A 15,553-nucleotide genomic window follows, 5' to 3' on the forward strand; every position below is an offset into this window, starting at 1 on the left:
AAGGAAATACGACATGACCATCCAGATCGGCGACCGCCTTCCTGACGTTCCCCTAGCCATTGCGACCAACGACGGCCCGCAGCCGACGACCAGCGGCGATTTCTTCAAGGGCAAGCGCGTTGCGCTCTTCGCCGTCCCGGGCGCGTTCACGCCGACCTGCTCGGCCCGCCACCTGCCTTCCTATGTCGAAAAGGCCAGTGAGCTGAAGGGCAAGGGCGTCGACGAGATCGCTTGCATCTCGGTCAACGATCCGTTCGTCATGGGCGCGTGGAACAAGGCCGACGGTTCGGAGGACATCACCATGCTGGCCGACGGCAACGGCGATTTTGCCAAGGCGACCGGCCTTGAGATGGACGGCAGCAAGTACGGCATGGGCCAGCGCAGCCAGCGTTACTCGATGGTCGTCAATGACGGCGTCGTCGAGCAGCTGAACGTCGAAGCGCCGGGCGAGTATCGGGCGTCGAGCGCCGAATACATGCTGGATCAGCTCGCTACCGCCTGACGGCTCACCGCCGCCTCACCACTCCTCGCCGCTGTTCGAAAATTTCATGCGAACAGCGGCGGCGCTCGCGCGTTTGACCAACCGACAAGCGTAACAACCATGAGGAGAGTGAACCATGGCAACGAACAACAATCGCGGCGGTCGTGGCGGCAACAATCGCAACCGGAACAATAATCCCACCGGCCGTAACCAGTACAGCAGCGGCGGCGTGCTCGACCTCGCCCGTGAGCGGCCGCTGGCCGCTGCCGCCACGGCGGTGGGCGCTGCGGCGGCAGGTCTCTTCCTGTGGTCGAAGCGTAGCCAGATCAGTGATCAGCTGACGAACCTCAGCGACCAGATCAGCGAGTGGTCGGAAAATGCGCGCGGTGAGGAAGGCTTCATCGGCCGCAACTTTAAAGGAAGTGATGAGCAGGACCAGTCCGACATCGCGGAAGAAGCGATGACGCTGAAGGCCACGGGCAAGAAAACCAGACGGCCGCTGGACCCGACCATCGAGAACCAGACGAAAGCCGGCGCCGTCGCTTATTAAGCTGAATGCAGCCGACGAAGGAGGGGCGCTTTCGGGCGCCCCTTTTTCTTATTGCGTCAGGAAATCGACGATCGCCTGGCCAAGTTCGGGCTTGGTCACCGAGCTCATGTGCGTGCCGGGAATTTCGCGGAACACGGCGTTGGGCATCGCTGCGGCCAACTCGGCGGCCGAGCCATTGTCGTCATCTTCCGATCCGCAGACTACCAACGTCGGCATGGTAAAGGCCTGCAGCCAATCCATGAACGTGTCGGCAAAGCTTTCGAGCAGCAGTCCAGCCGCCACGCGGTCGACCTTCTGGCTCTTCATGAACTGAATCGACAGCCAGTGCGGATCCCCGCGCTGAACTTGGTCAAACAGTTGGATTGCTTCGATGAAGAAGGTCTTGCGGCGCTGCCAGTGGCGAAGTCCCTCGAGGCCAGCCCCGCCGAGAATCGCACGCCGCGGCTTCAGCCCCTCGCCCACACCTTCGACGGTGGTCCGTGCTCCCAGGGAAAAGCCGCCCAAATCAAAGTCCGCCAGTTGCAAGCGCGCGATCAGTTCCGTCAGGTCCCGGGCCAGAATGCCGACAGGATAATGTTCGGCACCGTGTGGCCGACCGCTCAAGCCGTGCGCGCGCAGGTCTGGCATGATGACGCGAAAGCCTGCTTCGGCAATCCGCGCCGCATGGCCGAACTTAATCCAGTTCATGTTCGCGTCGGAGAACAGGCCGTGCAGCAGCACGACCGGACGCCCTTCCCCAAGCTCATGATAGGCCAGCTCAACGCCGTCGGAGGCCGTCCAGCGCGTGACGATCGGCTCGCTCACCCCGGAAACGCCCCGGTGGCGTCGACCCATTTGTCGATCAGCTTCTGATACTCGTCCGTCCGCATTTCCTGGAGCCCCGCGGTGTTGAGCCAGGCGCGATGCATGCTCTCGGCGCCGAAATGGTGCTTGGGCACGAATGGTGACGGATCATCGAACGACGCGACGGTCAGGTCCATATTCTCGCTGCCGTCCTTGAACTTGAAGCCGAGCGAGGTCCCGCATTCCCGGCAGTAAGGTCGCACGGCAATCGGTGAGCTATCGAACCAGTCGGGCTCGTGATCCCAGTCGACGTTCGCCTGCTTCACGTTGGTGAAGGCGATCGACACCGATCCCGTTGAACGCTGACACATTCGGCAATGGCAGAGGTAAGCCTCATGATTGTCGACGTTCGCGGTGTAGCGGATGCGTCCGCAGGCACAGCTGCCGGGCATCGGATCGGGCATCAAATCCTCCTTGAGTCCCGCGTGCCATGCCGGTCTAAGTGGCGTGATGTCCAGCGCGCCGCTTATCCCGTTCGAAGAGATCTCGCGCGATGCAACATGGCTGGCGCAGGCGCTTGATCCCGCGAGCGGGCAAGTCCGGCTGATCGCGATGAACCGCGCGAGCTATCGCGCCGCGAGCTTCCTCGACGACCGCATGCTGCAGCAGCCCGTCAACGCGCAAGTGGCGCCATGGCCCGACGTTGAGGAGGCTGTAACTGGAGACCTTCGCAGCGACGCGCGGTGGATTTTTCATATCGGGCACGTTGGCTCGACGCTGATTTCCCGTCTGCTGGGGGAGTTGCCGAGCGTGTTGGCCCTTCGTGAGCCGCGGCTGCTCCGCGACCTCGCCCTGAGCCCGGCAGAAGTGCGCCGGCAATATGTCGATGCGGTCCCGAGGCTCATGTCGCGCACCTTCGCCGCGGATGAGGTGGCCTGTGTGAAGGTGACGAGCTTCGCGAGCGAGATTGCGCCGGCGCTTGTTCCGCCAAGCGAGCGCGCGCTCTTCCTGTTCGCGCGGCCGGATCATTACATTCCAAGCATTCTCGCCGGGGAGAATAGCGTCAAGGAATTGCACGCACTTGCCTCGACGCGGGCAGCTCGCATGAAGACCCGTGGCGTTGAGCTGCCCCCCTCGCGGAACGATGCGGAGCTCGCCGCCGGTGCCTGGGCGAGCGAGATGTGTGCCTTGGAAGCCGCCGCTCTGGCGATGACGGACCGGTCCATCGACTGGTGGGACTTTGACGCTTCGCTGAGGGACATGCCGGGCGCGCTGGCGCGGATCGCCGATTTCTTCAGCTTTGATGCCGATCAGGAAGCAATCACCGCGATCGCCACCGGACCACTGATGAAGCGCTACTCCAAGGCGCTGGAGTATGATTACAGCCCGACCCTCCGCAGTGACCTGATCGCCGAGGCATCGCAGCGCCATGCCGACGATATGCGTGGTGCGCTTGCCATGCTCGCCGCGGCAGCCGACAAGTCGCCGTTGTTGGCGTCAGCGCTGCAACGCGCGGGGGAAGGCTGAATGTACAAGGTCCTGCAGGTTCTGACCGACGACGAGGTCGCGGAGTGCCGCCGCATCGCCGCCAGCGCGCAATTCGTGCACGGCCGCGTCAGCAACCCGCACAACCAGGCCAAAAACAACGAGCAGCTGCACGAACCCGCGACCTACAAGCAGACGGCGCAGTTGCTGCACGCCGCGCTGATGCGCAGCGAAGACTTCGTGAACTTCGCCTTCCCGGTCTCGATGGCTCCGCCGCTGATCACCCGGTACCAACCGAGCATGCATTACGGCGCCCACACGGACACCGCCTATCTGAAGCTGCCGGGGGGAACGCTGCGCAGCGACCTCAGCTGCACGATTTTCCTCAACGATCCCGAGACGTATGAGGGCGGCGCGCTGCGCATCGCGCTCGGCGATGCCGAACTCTCATTCAAGCTCCCTCCGGGCGTTGCCGTTGTCTATCCCTCGGACACGCTTCATGGCGTAGAGCCGGTGGCGGCGGGCGAGCGCCTCGTGGCAATCACCTTCATCCAAAGCCGCGTCCCCGACCCCTTCAAGCGCAACCTGCTCTACAACCTCAACGAGGTCGCCGCGCTGGAAGGCCTGCAGATGCAGCCGCAGAACTTTACCCGTCTCCAGCTCGTTCAGAACCAGCTGCTGCGCTACTGGGGCGAAAAGCCCTGACCGATCATTTGACCTTGTGCCTCGAACAGCTGACCAAGTCGAAAAACTGACGCGCGGTGTAATCGCGCTGGTCGCCAGACGTTCGGTACCACAGCGCTTCCCGCAGATCGGGAATAAGAAAGTGCGCGGGAGCTGGTCCGTGAAGTTTCGGAACGCTTTTCCACAATTTGTAGCCAGCATCCGTGGCTATGAAATCCACCTCACCTAGAGGGCGAGGTTGGCCGCTAGAGTTTCGCGATTCCCAGCCGGGGGCCGAGCCAGTCGGCGTCGATGCCAAATATTGTTGAAGGTTGGATCCACCATCGATCGGGATCCACCAATAAGTTCGTCCAGTTTCTCCAATGTGCATTCGCATTACGAGATTTCCCGGAGGCGGTCTGGACCTTTCGACCTCATAAAAGTCGGCGGTGACGGAGGACTGCGTGCGAAGCGCGTAGTGCGCGTGCTCGATGCTGCACCTCTGCAGCCCCGCCGCTGCGAACGTCAAAAAACTGGCGATCACGGTATAATCCGCCGACTGAAACCCGAGCAAAATCATGCTCGACCCGATTTGTGCTGGGATCAAGCCGCCTTCTGCAAATGCTTGCGGCCCAATAGCTCGGCGATCTGCACCGCGTTCAGCGCGGCGCCCTTGCGCAAGTTGTCACTAACCACCCAAAGGCTCAGCCCGTTGTCGACGGTCGGATCCTCGCGAATGCGGCTGACGTAGGTAGCATATTCGCCGACAGCCTCGACCGGCGTCACGTAGCCGCCGTTCTCGCGCTTATCGACGACCATGATACCCGGCGCCTCGCGGAGAATGCTCCACGCTTCGTCGGCGGAGATTTCGTTCTCGAACTCGATGTTCACCGCTTCCGAATGGCCGACGAACACCGGCACGCGCACACAGGTCGCGGTCAGCTTGATCTTCGGGTCGAGGATCTTCTTGGTCTCGACAACCATCTTCCACTCTTCCTTGGTCGAGCCGTCGTCGAGGAAGCTGTCGATGTGCGGAATGACGTTGAAGGCGATCTGCTTCGTAAAATGCTCGGGTTCGTTACTGTCGCCGACGAAGATGTTGCGCGATTGCTCGAACAGCTCGTCCATCCCGCGCTTGCCGGCGCCGGAGACCGATTGATAGGTCGCCACGACGACGCGCTTGATCTTCGCCGCGTCGTGCAGCGGCTTTAGCGCCACCACCAGTTGCGCTGTCGAGCAGTTCGGATTGGCGATGATATTCTTCTTCGCAAAGCCGGCGATCGCTTCCGGGTTCACTTCCGGCACGATCAGCGGGACGTCGGGGTCCATGCGGTAGAGCGAGCTGTTGTCGATCACCGTGCAGCCGGCCGCCGCGGCGACTGGCGCGTAGACTTTGGAAACTTCCGAGCCAGCGGCGAACAAGGCGATGTCCCAGCCGGTGAAATCGAAATGCTCGAGGTTCTTGACCTTAAGCTCTTCTCCGCTGTCGCCGAAATCGATGACGTCGCCGGTCGAACTGGACGACGCGATGGCCGCGACCTCGTCGAGCGGGAATTGACGCTCGGCAAGGATGTTGAGGATCTCGCGACCGACATTGCCCGTCGCCCCGACGACCGCGACCCGGTAGCCCATGTTCTTCTCCGATTAGCTTGCGAGGCCGCCTATCGCATCGGCCCGGTGAAAGCGATATGGCGTTGCGATCCGCGCGGGCAAGGGGGGAAGATGCGCCGACCGGTTCTGTTGCTCGCCCTGGTCTTGATCGCCTTGCTCGCGGCGTTGGCGGCGACCCCACTGCTGGAAAAGCCGCCTGACCTGCGCATCCACACTGCGGCCGGCACGTTCGATGCGACCCGAGCCAAGGAACGGCTGGCCATCATCCTCGGAGACGAGAACCCGCACCCGTCGGATTCCGCGGCATCGGACGTGGTCCGCGCCCGGCTGATTGCCCAGATTGAACAGCTCGGACTGCAACCGATCATCCGCGACCAGTTCGCCTGCAACACTTTGTACAAGCAGCGCGGCGTTTCCTGCGCGCGTGTTCGCAACATCATCGTGCGGTTGGGACCGCAAACCGGCAAGGCGCTCCTCCTCAACGCGCACTATGACAGCACCCCCGTCGGCCCTGCCGCCGCAGACGATGGTATCGGTGTCGCGACGTTGCTTGAGGTCGGTTCGATCCTAAAGCAGCGGCCAATCCGGCGCCCGGTGATCCTGCTGTTTAACGAAGGTGAGGAACTTGGCCTGATCGGCGCCCGCGCCTTCATGGCCGATCCTCTCAGCCGCGACGTCGATGCGCTGATCAATCTCGAAGCGCGCGGCGTGACGGGTCCCGTCAACATGTTCGAGACCAGCCGGCCGAACGCGGCGCCGATCGCTGCCTTCGCGAATGCGGTCGACCGCCCGATTGCGAACTCTCTGTCGACGGACGTCTACCGGCTCATGCCAAACTATACCGACGTCAACAGTTTCGCCGAGCGCGGTTGGTTGACGCTGAACCTGGCGCCGATCGGCAACGAGACCCGCTATCACAGCCCTGGCGACACCGCAGCGGCGCTGGACCCTGCGACGCTGCAGCACATGGGTGACCAGACATTGGCCTTGGCCGAAAAACTGGCGCTCGGCACGCCGCGGGCAGAGAGCGGCGACCGGATCTTCATGGACGTTGCGAGCCGCGTGCTCGTCTCAATGCCGCTGTTCGTCGGCGCGATCCTCCTTGCCATCCTCCTGCTGGCTTTCGCTGTCCTCGCTCTTGTGCGGGGGGGCCTAGCGCGCGGCACCATCTTGGTCGTCGGAACGATGTTCGCGGGAAGCGTGGCTGCCTGGATCTTGCTCGAACTGATCGGTCTGCTCCGCCCAGGCATGTTCTGGCGCGCATCTCCGAGCTGGACGCTTCTCATGGTTTATGCGGTCATGATTGCCTGCGGCGTTGGCCTGATGACCACCATCGGGCGCACCCTGGACCGAACGGAGCTCCGCCCGGTCTTCTGGTTCATCTTCCTCATCCTGGGTGGCGCCGTCGGCCTCTTCGCCCCCGGCGGAATCGTCTACTTCCTGTTCCCACCGCTCATTGTTCTGGCAGGGATGATAGCGAAGCAAAGGTGGCAACCAGCAGAGCGCGTCGCGTCGATCGTCGCCGTCGCCGTGCTCTATCTTACCTGGGGTGCGATGCTGGGGCTCCTTCAGGAGTTGCTCAACGTCGGCCCGATGTGGATCTTCGCCCTGCTCGGCAGCTTCCTCATCCTGCCCGTCATCATCGAGGCGCGCTCGCTGATTGCGAATGCCGGAAGCGGCTTTGCGATCGCCCTGCCCGCGCTGCTGACAGCGACAGGCGTCGTCGCCGTGCTGGCAGCCCCCGCTTACTCTGCAGACCGGCAGCAGCGGTTCGTGATCCAGCGGGCCACCGAAATGCCGAGCGGCAAGAGTTGGTGGTCAATCCTGAACGACGGTGCGCCACTCCCCAGAGCCATGCCGGGAAGTTGGTCGCGCGGAACGCTTCCAATCAGCGAACGCCAACGGTGGCTTGCGCCTGCCCCGCAAGACCAGCTGAGCCATGCTCCCGCTTTGCAAGTCGTGTCCCAGGAGAGTCTCGGAAAAGGCCGCGCGCTCACCTTCCGGCTGGCAGCCAATGGAAACGAGCGGATCGAGCTTAGCGTCCCGGAGGGGACCCGGATCCTGTCGGCGGGCGTGGATGGTTTCATCATGCCAATCGATCAGAAGGCGTCCGGCAAGACCAGCATCAGCTGCGGGGGGCGCAGTTGCGATGGGGCGGTCGTTCAACTCACGACTGCGCAGCCAGGCCCGGTCCGATTGAATATCTTGGGTACCCGTCCGCTGCCGGCAAACGCGACGCCCCTTCTGAATGCGCGACCGCAACTGGCTCGGCCGCAATACAACCGCGACGAGGCCATAACCTACACGCGGCAGACGCTTTAGGCCGGCAACTCGATCATCACATGCCCGAGCTTCCAAAGGTGCTCGAAATAACGGCGGCCGAAAGTGTCGCGCTCATCCGTCGGAAGACCGTCTAATGCCGGCACCTCGATGATGTCGGCGATCGTCCTCCTTCCATCGGCGCCATCGAGGACGAACTGCTCCATTTCCGAGCAGCGCAGAGAATAGGGCCCCCGCTGGAACAGCCCCGGGCCTTTTCGCGCTAGTCCAGGCGCAGGGTGCGGCACGAACCGCCGCCAATCCCCCCCGTCGAAATCAACCTGAGCGATGTTTTCGTCGGCGTGCCGTAGCGTGCACATGTGCATGCCGGCACTCAAGCGCAGCATCTCGACCGCGGCCCAGTGCTCGCGCGGGACTAGCGGATCGACTGCTTGCGCGACGGCAGTGTCGGGACCCCATTCGGCGTTCCTCCAATAGGGGTAGTTGTCGGCCCAGTTCTGAAATTGCAGCCCTGAGCCTTCGATCAGCTCGAACAGCTGCGGCACGGTGTAGGCACGGTCTTGCGGATGCAGGAACGTGTCGACCAGTGCCGCGTCATGCTTGAGTTCGTCGGCGGCATTTATGTAGTCACGGGCGTAGTGACGTTCGGGCAGCTCGCGAAGAATTGCACGAACCTGCGCGACCCCGGCGTCCGATTGGGAAACGCCGATACGCCGCAGCGCATCCTGTACCATGTAGATCCCGGTGCGGACCGTCTGCCCGTACACCATCAGCGAGATGACCCCATATGGAGCGAGCGCCTCGCGCAGCGCGGACAGGCCGGCACCCGGATCTTCCATGTGGTGGATGACGCCGGTGCACAAAATCAGGTCGAAACGCTTACCGATCGAGCTGACTTCCCGCAGGTCACCCTTGAACAACTGCAGGTTTTTGAGCCCGTGGTGTTCCTGCAGGAACCGCTCGTGCGCCAGCGACGCCTCGGAGAGATCGATGCCGATAACCTCGTCCGCCCGGTTCATCAGCGCGGTGTAGGCGGCCTGTACCGTGCCGCAGCCTGCGACGAGGATCTTGAGCGGTCCGGACGGCCGTCCACGCGGCCAGATGACGGGTCCGTAAAGCGATGGCTCGCCGATCTGGCTATAGCCGCCGCGGATTGCCTCTTCGAGATCAGCCAGCGGCTCGGGATAGGCGAAGGCCTCATACTGCTGCGCGACCAGGGTCGAGACGTCTTTCATTGCGCGATGCTTAGCCGACTCGACGGGATGTGCTAAGGCACTCGCAGGCGCCCGGCGCCCATTGCGCCGGACGGCACCGATCGAGGAGGTGTCATGGCGACTCAAACGATGACGCGGCGGAACGCAACCAAGGCCGCGAAAGTCCCAATCCGTCACATCACGCATGATGATCTCAGCATCTCGCTACGGCAGGGGCTGGATGATTTCCTGACATTTCGCGGCGACATCGTGTTCGCCGGCGTCATCTATACGTTGATCGGGCTCGCCGCCGTGGTGATGACCGCCAGCGCGCCATTGATGCCCTTTTTCTTCCCCGTCGTTGCCGGCGTCGGATTGCTCGGACCCGTGGCGGCGGCCGGTTTCTACGAACTTGCTCGGCGACGGGAAGCCGGGGAGCCGGATATCCACTGGTACAAATTCATCGACGTGCTGAAGCGGCCGACCGCCGACGACATGGGGATCGTCGCAGGATTGCTCCTCCTGATCTTCTTCGGCTGGCTTGTCGCCGCTGGCGCTCTCTACGCCGCCCTGTTCGATTGGGCGACGCCGGAGTCCGTCCCGCAATTCCTGTCGATGGTCTTCCTGACTCCGCAAGGTTGGGCCTTGATTATCGGCGGCGCGCTGATCGGCGCGATCTTGGGCTGGGTCGTCCTGGCGCTCAGCGTCGTCTCGATGCCGATGCTGGTCGACCGCGACGTTACCGCGGCGCAGGCCGTCTCGGCTTCATGGCGCGCGGCGCATGCCAATAAGGGCGAGCTGATCCGCTGGGGCCTGATCGTGCTCGGCCTGCTGATCGTCGGGTCGATCCCCCTGTTCGTCGGGCTCGCCTTCGTCCTGCCATGGCTCGGCTATTCGACCTGGCACCTCTACACCCGGCTGATCGACCGCAGCGCGCTTCGCTAGCGCTTGTTTAGCACCTGCGCGTCGAGGAAGCGGGTGATCGTGGTCCACACATGGGTTTGCGGCCCCTCACCCGCAATCGCGTGCGTCGCGCCGGGATAGGTCATCATCTCGAACGGCACCTTGTTCTGCTGCAGCCGCGCGTAGAGCTCGGTCGAGTTCTGGAACACGACGTTGTCGTCCGACATGCCGTGCACCAGCAGCAGGGGGTCCTTGATCTTGACCGCATCCTCCAGCGCGCCGGACGTCTGGTAGGGCTTCGGGTCGACCGACGGATTGCCGAGATACCGCTCGGTGTAAGCCGTGTCGTACAACTCCCACTTGGTCACCGGCGCAACCGCCGCGCCCGCCGCGAAGACGCCCGGCGCCTTTTCCAACAGCTTTAGCGTCATGTAGCCGCCGTAAGACCAGCCCATCACCGCCACCTTGCCGGGATCGACGAACGGCTGGCGCTTTAGCCACTCGACGCCGGCCAGCTGATCGGCCAACTCGGCATCGCCCATCTTGCGATAGATCGCGCCCTCGAACTTGGTGCCGCGACGGTTCGTGCCGCGATTGTCGATGGTGAAAACGATCCAGCCCTTGTCGACGAGCGCCTCATGCAACGGCAGCGCCTTGTACCATTCGTCGGTCACCTGCTGCCCGTGCGGCCCGCCATAAACGTAAAAGAAAACCGGGTAGCGCTTCCCGGCGACCAGCCTGGGCGTCAGCATCCGGTAGTGGAGTGGCGTTCCGTCCGGCCCCGTGACGGTACCGAAGGTCGGCTTCACGTGGCTGTCGACATAGGGCGCGTAGGGATGCGCGGCGTTCAGCGCATTTTCTTCAATCCACGCGAGCCGCTTGCCCGCCGCGTCGGCCAGATACGTTTGCGACGGCTGGCTTGGGTTGGAGCGGGTCACGAGCGCGTGGGTCGCGCCCTTGTCCATCACCGCCTTGTTGTACCAGCCCTGCTCCGTAACCCGCTGCGGCGCCCCGGGCGATTTGTAGCTGACCCAATATAGCTGCTGCTCGATCGGCGTCTCGGCGGTACCCGTGAAATACACCCGCCCGGCCTGCTCATCGACGCCAGCGACATCCTCAACGGCCCAATTGCCGCGCGTGAGCTGCGTCCACTTGCCCGCCTGCCAGCGATACAAATGCGGATAGCCGCTGCGCTCCGACGACCAGATCAGGCTTCCGTCCTTCAACGGCTTGAAATTGTCGTTGAGATTGACCCAGGTCGGGGAGGTCTCCGAAAACAGCATCGACGACTTGCCGGTTGCGGGATCGACGCGCAGCACGTCGAGGCGCTTCTGGTCTCGGCTGAGCCGCTGGACATACAGGCTGCTGCCGTCGCGAGCCCAGTCGACGCGGGCGAGGTAATAATCCGGGTTCGCGCCTAGGTCGGCTTTTACCCGCGACTTCCCGTCCGGTGTCATCAGGTACAGATCGACGATCGCGTTCTTGGTACCGGCGGAAGGATATCGCTGTTCAATCAGCGAGGTACCGGAAGCGCCGATCGCTGCGCGCCGGACAATCTGGACCGGACTCTCGTCAACGCGCGCGACGGCCAAGTAGCGGTCACCAGGCGACCACCAGTATCCGGTGTCGCGGGCAAGCTCTTCCTGCGCCACGAATTCGGCCGCGCCCCAGCTGAGCGTCTTGCCGCCGTCGCTTGTCAGCGCTCGCTCCTGTCCGCTCGACGCGTCCATCACGTACAGATTCTGGTCGCGCAGGAACGACAGATAGCGGCCCGTTTCCGAAACCTTCGCGTTGATCTCTGTTGCGGCGGTGCTGGTCAGGCGACGGACCTTGCCGTCAAGCATCGCCTGATAGAGATCGCCATCGATCGGAACGAGGATCGATTTGGAATCCGGCGCCCACCCATATTCGGTGATCCCCTTGGTGCCCGCGATCCGCGCCCGCTCGCGCCGCATCTTCTCCTCTTCGGAGATGGCGCCGCCGCTACCAATCTTCTGCGAATCCACCAGCATGCGTTGCTGGCCCGTCGCCGTGTCGATCGCCCAGAGATCGTAGCGGTCCTTGTCGTCCGCACGGTTCTTCAACAGCGTGACGAAGCGTCCGTCCGGCGACAGTTTCGCCTCGCGCGGCGTCGGGCCAGCCAGCGACGGGCTGGAGAACACGCGTTCAAGGGGAAGATCCCGGGCGATGGCGGGGGCGGACGCGAGAAGCAGCGCAACGGCTGCGGACCTGAAAATCATGCATACTTGGTAGCGTCGCGCGAGGCGCGCGCAAGCGGTCAGGCGGGCACCGCGTCAAATGCGACGGTCAACCGATAGTCGCGGCTCTTGAACGGGATCGTCCCGTGCCAGAAATAGGACGGGAACAGCACCAGTTCCCCCGGCCGCGGGATCTCAACGCGCCGCGGCGGCAAGTCCAGGCCGAGGCCGGCCTCCGGAATGCCAAAGGCCAGGGAACCGGGCGGTGCGGCGACTTCCGACGGCGTACCGACTTCGGGTGGCAAGGCGATGTGCATTGCCGAGCTTAGCCAGCCTTGCTGATGGATGTGGCTGACGTGAAAACCGCCGCTTCGCAGCCGCACTGACCAGCTGCCGAGGAAACGCGTGCTGCCCGTCGTCCGGGACAGAAACGGATGCGTGGGATCACGGGGAAGGCCTGCAATGCCCGCCTCGACTGCCTGCCGAATCGACGTGGCAAGCTGACGGACGCGCGGGCTGCGCTTGTCGAACAGATTGCCCCTCGTCTGCGTGCCCTGGCGAAGCGACTGATCGGCCGGATGGTCCTGGCTGTGATGAAGCGCGGTCAGCTCTTCAGCGACAGCAGACATGAAGTCTTCGCGGCTGCTGAATTCCGTCGGAGGCTCGAGCGGCACGCGCATCACGAGGCGCTCGTAATCGGCAAGCCAGCGCTCGCGCTCGTCTTCCAGCAAGCGCCAGATGATGGTCAGATACGACCATGCCGCCTGATCAACGGCGTTTGCCTCGGTCGCCGCCAGAGCGTGGCGTTCGGCCGCCTGCAAGTCCCCGGATTTCAGACGGTAATAAGCCGACGGCGATAGCGCCGGAGCGTAACCGGCGGCGCCAAGGGGTTCGATGATTGATAGCGCTTCAGCCGTGTCGCCGGCCAGGCCGTAAGCCATGCCAAGCATCATCCGCATCTCGGGCGAGTCGCCAAACTGTTGCAACGCGATCTTGGACCAGCGCTCGAGCGGGGCGGGCTGCTTCAGGTCCCAGGCCGCCTGAACGGCGGAGCGATAGAGTTCGATGCTCGGTTGACGCCTCAGGGCGTCCTCGTATGCCTGGAGCGCCTGATCCGCTTGCCCAATTTGCGGGAGCAAGCGTGCCAGAAGTTCATGCGCCTCGATGGACGATGGATTCTCGGTCACGATGGCGCGATAGCTTTCCGCCGCTTCCTGCAATCGCCCGACGTCCGCGATCAGATGCGACCTCAGAAGCCGGCTCTCCGGAGCATTAAGGCCGCGCGAAATCGCGCCTTCAAGCAGATCCAGCGCCTCAGCCGAACGATCGAGCAGCCGCAGCGTCACGGCGCGATTATGCGCTGCACTGAGTATCTCTTGGTCAATCTCCAGGGCGCGCTGAAGGCTTGCGTCCGATGCTTCGAGGTCACCCGCCTGCTGTTGCGCCGCGCCGAGCGCTGCCCATGCGGCAGCATTGCCGGCGTTTCTGTCGATCACCTTCGACAGCGCTTCGACGGCAGACGCGGCTTGGCCGGTCGAAAGAAGAGCGATGCCAAGATTGTACCAGCTACTTTCGCTCGTCGGCGCCAGCGCAACGGCGCGTTCGAGCGCGGGCACCGCTTCTGCTGCCCTGCCCGCGTCGATCAGCAGCCGACCGAAATGCGCCCATAGATCGGCCCGCTCGTCATCCTGCTGAATCGCAAGCTGGACGGCCCCGACTGCCTCGGTGGACAGTCCAAGCTGGTCGCATGCAGTTGAATAATTGAACAGCACATCGGGGTGCCGGGCGCCGGCGCGAATGGCTGTCGCCAGCGTCTCGGCCGCCTTCCGCACCGCGCCAGACGCAAGAAACCGCGACGCTTCCTGAAGCGCCGCGGTCTCTGAATACGTCAGCGGAGCCGGCACGACGAATGCCGGTCCAAAGCCGTTAGGCTTCGGTCTTGGCGGCCTCGCGGCGCGGGTCGCGGCGCTCGGCGATACGCGCCGACTTACCGGTGCGGCCACGCAAATAATAAAGCTTCGCGCGGCGAACGGCACCGCGGCGCACGACCTCGATCTTGTCGATGATCGGCGAATAGAGCGGGAAGACGCGCTCGACACCTTCGCCGAACGAAATCTTGCGGACGGTGAAGCTTGAGCCGACGCCCTTGTTGGCGCGGGCGATGCAGACGCCTTCGAACGCCTGGACGCGGCTACGGTCGCCTTCGATGACCTTGACGCCGACGCGAAGCGTGTCGCCAGGGCGGAATTCGGGAACGGGCTTGTCCTGGGTCAGCGCGTCGATTGCTTCGCGCTCCAGGGTCTCGATCAGGTTCATTTCAAATCAGCCTTCGTATCTCGTCGCCGCGCGCCAGAGGGCGGTGCCTGCGATGCGCCCCCGTGGCGCTCGATCAGGTCCGGCCGCCTTAGCCGTGTATCGTTGACCGCTTGCTCGTGTCGCCACGCCGCGATCTTCGCATGATCCCCCGATCGCAGCACTTCGGGGATCGTGCGTCCTTCCCATGTCACTGGTCGGGTATAGTGCGGATATTCCAGGAGCCCTTGTTCAAAGCTCTCTTCCTCTCCGCTGGAGGCCGCGCCCATTACCCCGGGAAGCAGCCTTACGCAAGCATCGAGGATCAGCATCGCGCCAAGCTCGCCGCCAGACAGGATGTAGTCGCCAATCGACACCGGTTCGATGTCCCGCGCCTCGAAAATCCGCTCGTCGAATCCCTCGAAACGCCCGCACAACAGGATCACCCCCTCGCCCGCCGCGAGCTCGCGGACGCGAGCCTGCGTCAGTGGCGCGCCGCGCGGCGTCAGCGCCAGGATCGGGCGGTTGTCGGCGACGCTGTCCACGGCGCTCGCGAGCACGTCCGGACGCAGCACCATCCCTGCGCCGCCGCCTGCCGGGGTGTCGTCGACGCTGCGATGCTTGTCGGTCGCAAAGTCGCGGATGTTCCAGGTATCGAGCGTCCAGGTTCTCTCGCTGAGCGCGCGGCCGGCCAGGCTCGCCCCCAGTGGTCCGGGGAACATGTCCGGGTAGAGCGTCAGGACCGTTGCGCGGAAGGTCACCGCTCGACCCGGCGGCTCGCCAGCGTGGCACCAACGAGCCCGCCAACCCATGCCAGCAGCGCAAACCCGCCTCCGAACGTGACAAGTGCTGCCAGTGCCAGGTCGGTCATCCGCTCGCCTTCGCCGTGGTCGGCGGTCGCCACGATGATCATGCCGATCGCGGTCGCAATGATCGTGATCGCTGGCAACACGACGGCGGCCGTCAGGCGACGCCGGCGCGCCGTCCATTCCGGACGCACCGTTTTCAGCAGCGAAACCAGCGCCGAACCCATGAAAACGGCCATTGCGAAGCCGATTAAAACGAAACCCCAGTTCATCGCCGTAGCGGCTAGTCGGGAACCGCCGGTGCGGCA

Annotated in this window: 15 protein-coding genes; 6 read left to right on the forward strand and 9 right to left on the reverse strand. The window is 63.8% G+C overall.

The window, feature by feature from the left end; all coding sequences use genetic code 11:
- The first annotated feature begins 13 nt into the window (after window positions 1–13).
- On the forward strand, window positions 14–502 hold the full coding sequence (locus QU596_RS03110; RefSeq protein ID WP_308517088.1) for a peroxiredoxin: 489 nt from the start codon (window positions 14–16) through the stop codon (window positions 500–502).
- Window positions 503–617: 115 nt separating this feature from the next.
- A complete protein-coding gene (locus QU596_RS03115) occupies window positions 618–1,031 on the forward strand; it encodes a hypothetical protein (protein WP_308517089.1) in 414 nt (137 codons plus the stop codon).
- 48 nt (window positions 1,032–1,079) lie between these two features.
- On the opposite strand, the gene QU596_RS03120 is transcribed toward QU596_RS03115, so the two are convergent.
- Both QU596_RS03120 and QU596_RS03125 read right to left on the reverse strand, forming a co-directional pair.
- Window positions 1,080–1,835, reverse strand: a complete 756-nt coding sequence (locus tag QU596_RS03120) for an alpha/beta fold hydrolase (RefSeq protein ID WP_308517091.1) — start codon at window positions 1,833–1,835, stop codon at window positions 1,080–1,082.
- Window positions 1,832–2,278, reverse strand: a complete 447-nt coding sequence (locus tag QU596_RS03125; RefSeq protein WP_308517092.1) for a GFA family protein — start codon at window positions 2,276–2,278, stop codon at window positions 1,832–1,834. Before QU596_RS03125 ends, QU596_RS03120 begins: the two co-directional genes overlap by 4 nt.
- Before the next feature lie 46 nt (window positions 2,279–2,324).
- On the opposite strand from QU596_RS03125, the gene QU596_RS03130 reads away from it, so the two are divergent.
- Window positions 2,325–3,341 (forward strand): hypothetical protein, encoded by a 1,017-nt coding sequence (locus QU596_RS03130; protein ID WP_308517093.1) that lies wholly within the window; start codon window positions 2,325–2,327, stop codon window positions 3,339–3,341.
- Window positions 3,342–4,004: a Fe2+-dependent dioxygenase gene (locus QU596_RS03135; protein WP_308517095.1), complete on the forward strand. Its 663-nt coding sequence runs from the start codon at window positions 3,342–3,344 to the stop codon at window positions 4,002–4,004.
- A 561-nt stretch (window positions 4,005–4,565) separates the two neighbouring features.
- Here the strand turns inward: QU596_RS03135 and QU596_RS03140 are convergent.
- Window positions 4,566–5,594: an aspartate-semialdehyde dehydrogenase gene (locus QU596_RS03140; RefSeq protein ID WP_308517097.1), complete on the reverse strand. Its 1,029-nt coding sequence runs from the start codon at window positions 5,592–5,594 to the stop codon at window positions 4,566–4,568.
- A 90-nt stretch (window positions 5,595–5,684) separates the two neighbouring features.
- Between QU596_RS03140 and QU596_RS03145 the strand changes: the two genes are divergently transcribed.
- A complete protein-coding gene (locus tag QU596_RS03145; protein ID WP_308517098.1) occupies window positions 5,685–7,895 on the forward strand; it encodes a M28 family peptidase in 2,211 nt (736 codons plus the stop codon).
- On the opposite strand, the gene QU596_RS03150 is transcribed toward QU596_RS03145, so the two are convergent.
- Entirely contained in the window at window positions 7,892–9,088 is a 1,197-nt protein-coding gene (locus tag QU596_RS03150) for a class I SAM-dependent methyltransferase (protein WP_308517099.1), read from the reverse strand. The genes QU596_RS03145 and QU596_RS03150 overlap by 4 nt on opposite strands.
- Before the next feature lie 93 nt (window positions 9,089–9,181).
- On the opposite strand from QU596_RS03150, the gene QU596_RS03155 reads away from it, so the two are divergent.
- Entirely contained in the window at window positions 9,182–9,991 is an 810-nt protein-coding gene (locus tag QU596_RS03155; protein WP_308517100.1) for a DUF2189 domain-containing protein, read from the forward strand.
- Here the strand turns inward: QU596_RS03155 and QU596_RS03160 are convergent.
- The 5 genes from QU596_RS03160 to QU596_RS03180 form a co-directional block, all read right to left on the reverse strand.
- On the reverse strand, window positions 9,988–12,189 hold the full coding sequence (locus QU596_RS03160) for a S9 family peptidase (RefSeq protein WP_308517102.1): 2,202 nt from the start codon (window positions 12,187–12,189) through the stop codon (window positions 9,988–9,990). The genes QU596_RS03155 and QU596_RS03160 overlap by 4 nt on opposite strands.
- A gap of 38 nt (window positions 12,190–12,227) precedes the next feature.
- Window positions 12,228–13,979, reverse strand: a complete 1,752-nt coding sequence (locus QU596_RS03165) for a putative 2OG-Fe(II) oxygenase (protein ID WP_420030937.1) — start codon at window positions 13,977–13,979, stop codon at window positions 12,228–12,230.
- A gap of 94 nt (window positions 13,980–14,073) precedes the next feature.
- A complete protein-coding gene (gene rplS / locus QU596_RS03170; RefSeq protein ID WP_308517105.1) occupies window positions 14,074–14,463 on the reverse strand; it encodes a 50S ribosomal protein L19 in 390 nt (129 codons plus the stop codon).
- A complete protein-coding gene (gene trmD / locus QU596_RS03175) occupies window positions 14,460–15,200 on the reverse strand; it encodes a tRNA (guanosine(37)-N1)-methyltransferase TrmD (RefSeq protein ID WP_308517107.1) in 741 nt (246 codons plus the stop codon). Before trmD ends, rplS begins: the two co-directional genes overlap by 4 nt.
- A complete protein-coding gene (locus QU596_RS03180; RefSeq protein WP_308517109.1) occupies window positions 15,197–15,517 on the reverse strand; it encodes a hypothetical protein in 321 nt (106 codons plus the stop codon). Before QU596_RS03180 ends, trmD begins: the two co-directional genes overlap by 4 nt.
- Window positions 15,518–15,553 lie beyond the last annotated feature (36 nt).

Source organism: Sphingomonas flavescens (assembly GCF_030866745.1).
In the GTDB taxonomy this organism is placed as follows: domain Bacteria; phylum Pseudomonadota; class Alphaproteobacteria; order Sphingomonadales; family Sphingomonadaceae; genus Sphingomicrobium; species Sphingomicrobium flavescens.

Excerpts from the sequence above, each read along its gene's own strand:
- QU596_RS03110 (WP_308517088.1), top strand. The coding sequence starts at position 14 with ATGACCATCCAGATCGGCGACCGCCTTCCTGACGTTCCCCTAGCCATT.
- QU596_RS03115 (WP_308517089.1), top strand. The coding sequence starts at position 618 with ATGGCAACGAACAACAATCGCGGCGGTCGTGGCGGCAACAATCGCAAC.
- QU596_RS03125 (WP_308517092.1), bottom strand. The coding sequence starts at position 2,278 with ATGCCCGATCCGATGCCCGGCAGCTGTGCCTGCGGACGCATCCGCTAC.
- QU596_RS03130 (WP_308517093.1), top strand. The coding sequence starts at position 2,325 with ATGTCCAGCGCGCCGCTTATCCCGTTCGAAGAGATCTCGCGCGATGCA.
- QU596_RS03135 (WP_308517095.1), top strand. The coding sequence starts at position 3,342 with ATGTACAAGGTCCTGCAGGTTCTGACCGACGACGAGGTCGCGGAGTGC.
- QU596_RS03140 (WP_308517097.1), bottom strand. The coding sequence starts at position 5,594 with ATGGGCTACCGGGTCGCGGTCGTCGGGGCGACGGGCAATGTCGGTCGC.
- QU596_RS03145 (WP_308517098.1), top strand. The coding sequence starts at position 5,685 with ATGCGCCGACCGGTTCTGTTGCTCGCCCTGGTCTTGATCGCCTTGCTC.
- QU596_RS03150 (WP_308517099.1), bottom strand. The coding sequence starts at position 9,088 with ATGAAAGACGTCTCGACCCTGGTCGCGCAGCAGTATGAGGCCTTCGCC.
- QU596_RS03155 (WP_308517100.1), top strand. The coding sequence starts at position 9,182 with ATGGCGACTCAAACGATGACGCGGCGGAACGCAACCAAGGCCGCGAAA.
- QU596_RS03160 (WP_308517102.1), bottom strand. The coding sequence starts at position 12,189 with ATGATTTTCAGGTCCGCAGCCGTTGCGCTGCTTCTCGCGTCCGCCCCC.
- rplS (WP_308517105.1), bottom strand. The coding sequence starts at position 14,463 with ATGAACCTGATCGAGACCCTGGAGCGCGAAGCAATCGACGCGCTGACC.
- QU596_RS03180 (WP_308517109.1), bottom strand. The coding sequence starts at position 15,517 with ATGAACTGGGGTTTCGTTTTAATCGGCTTCGCAATGGCCGTTTTCATG.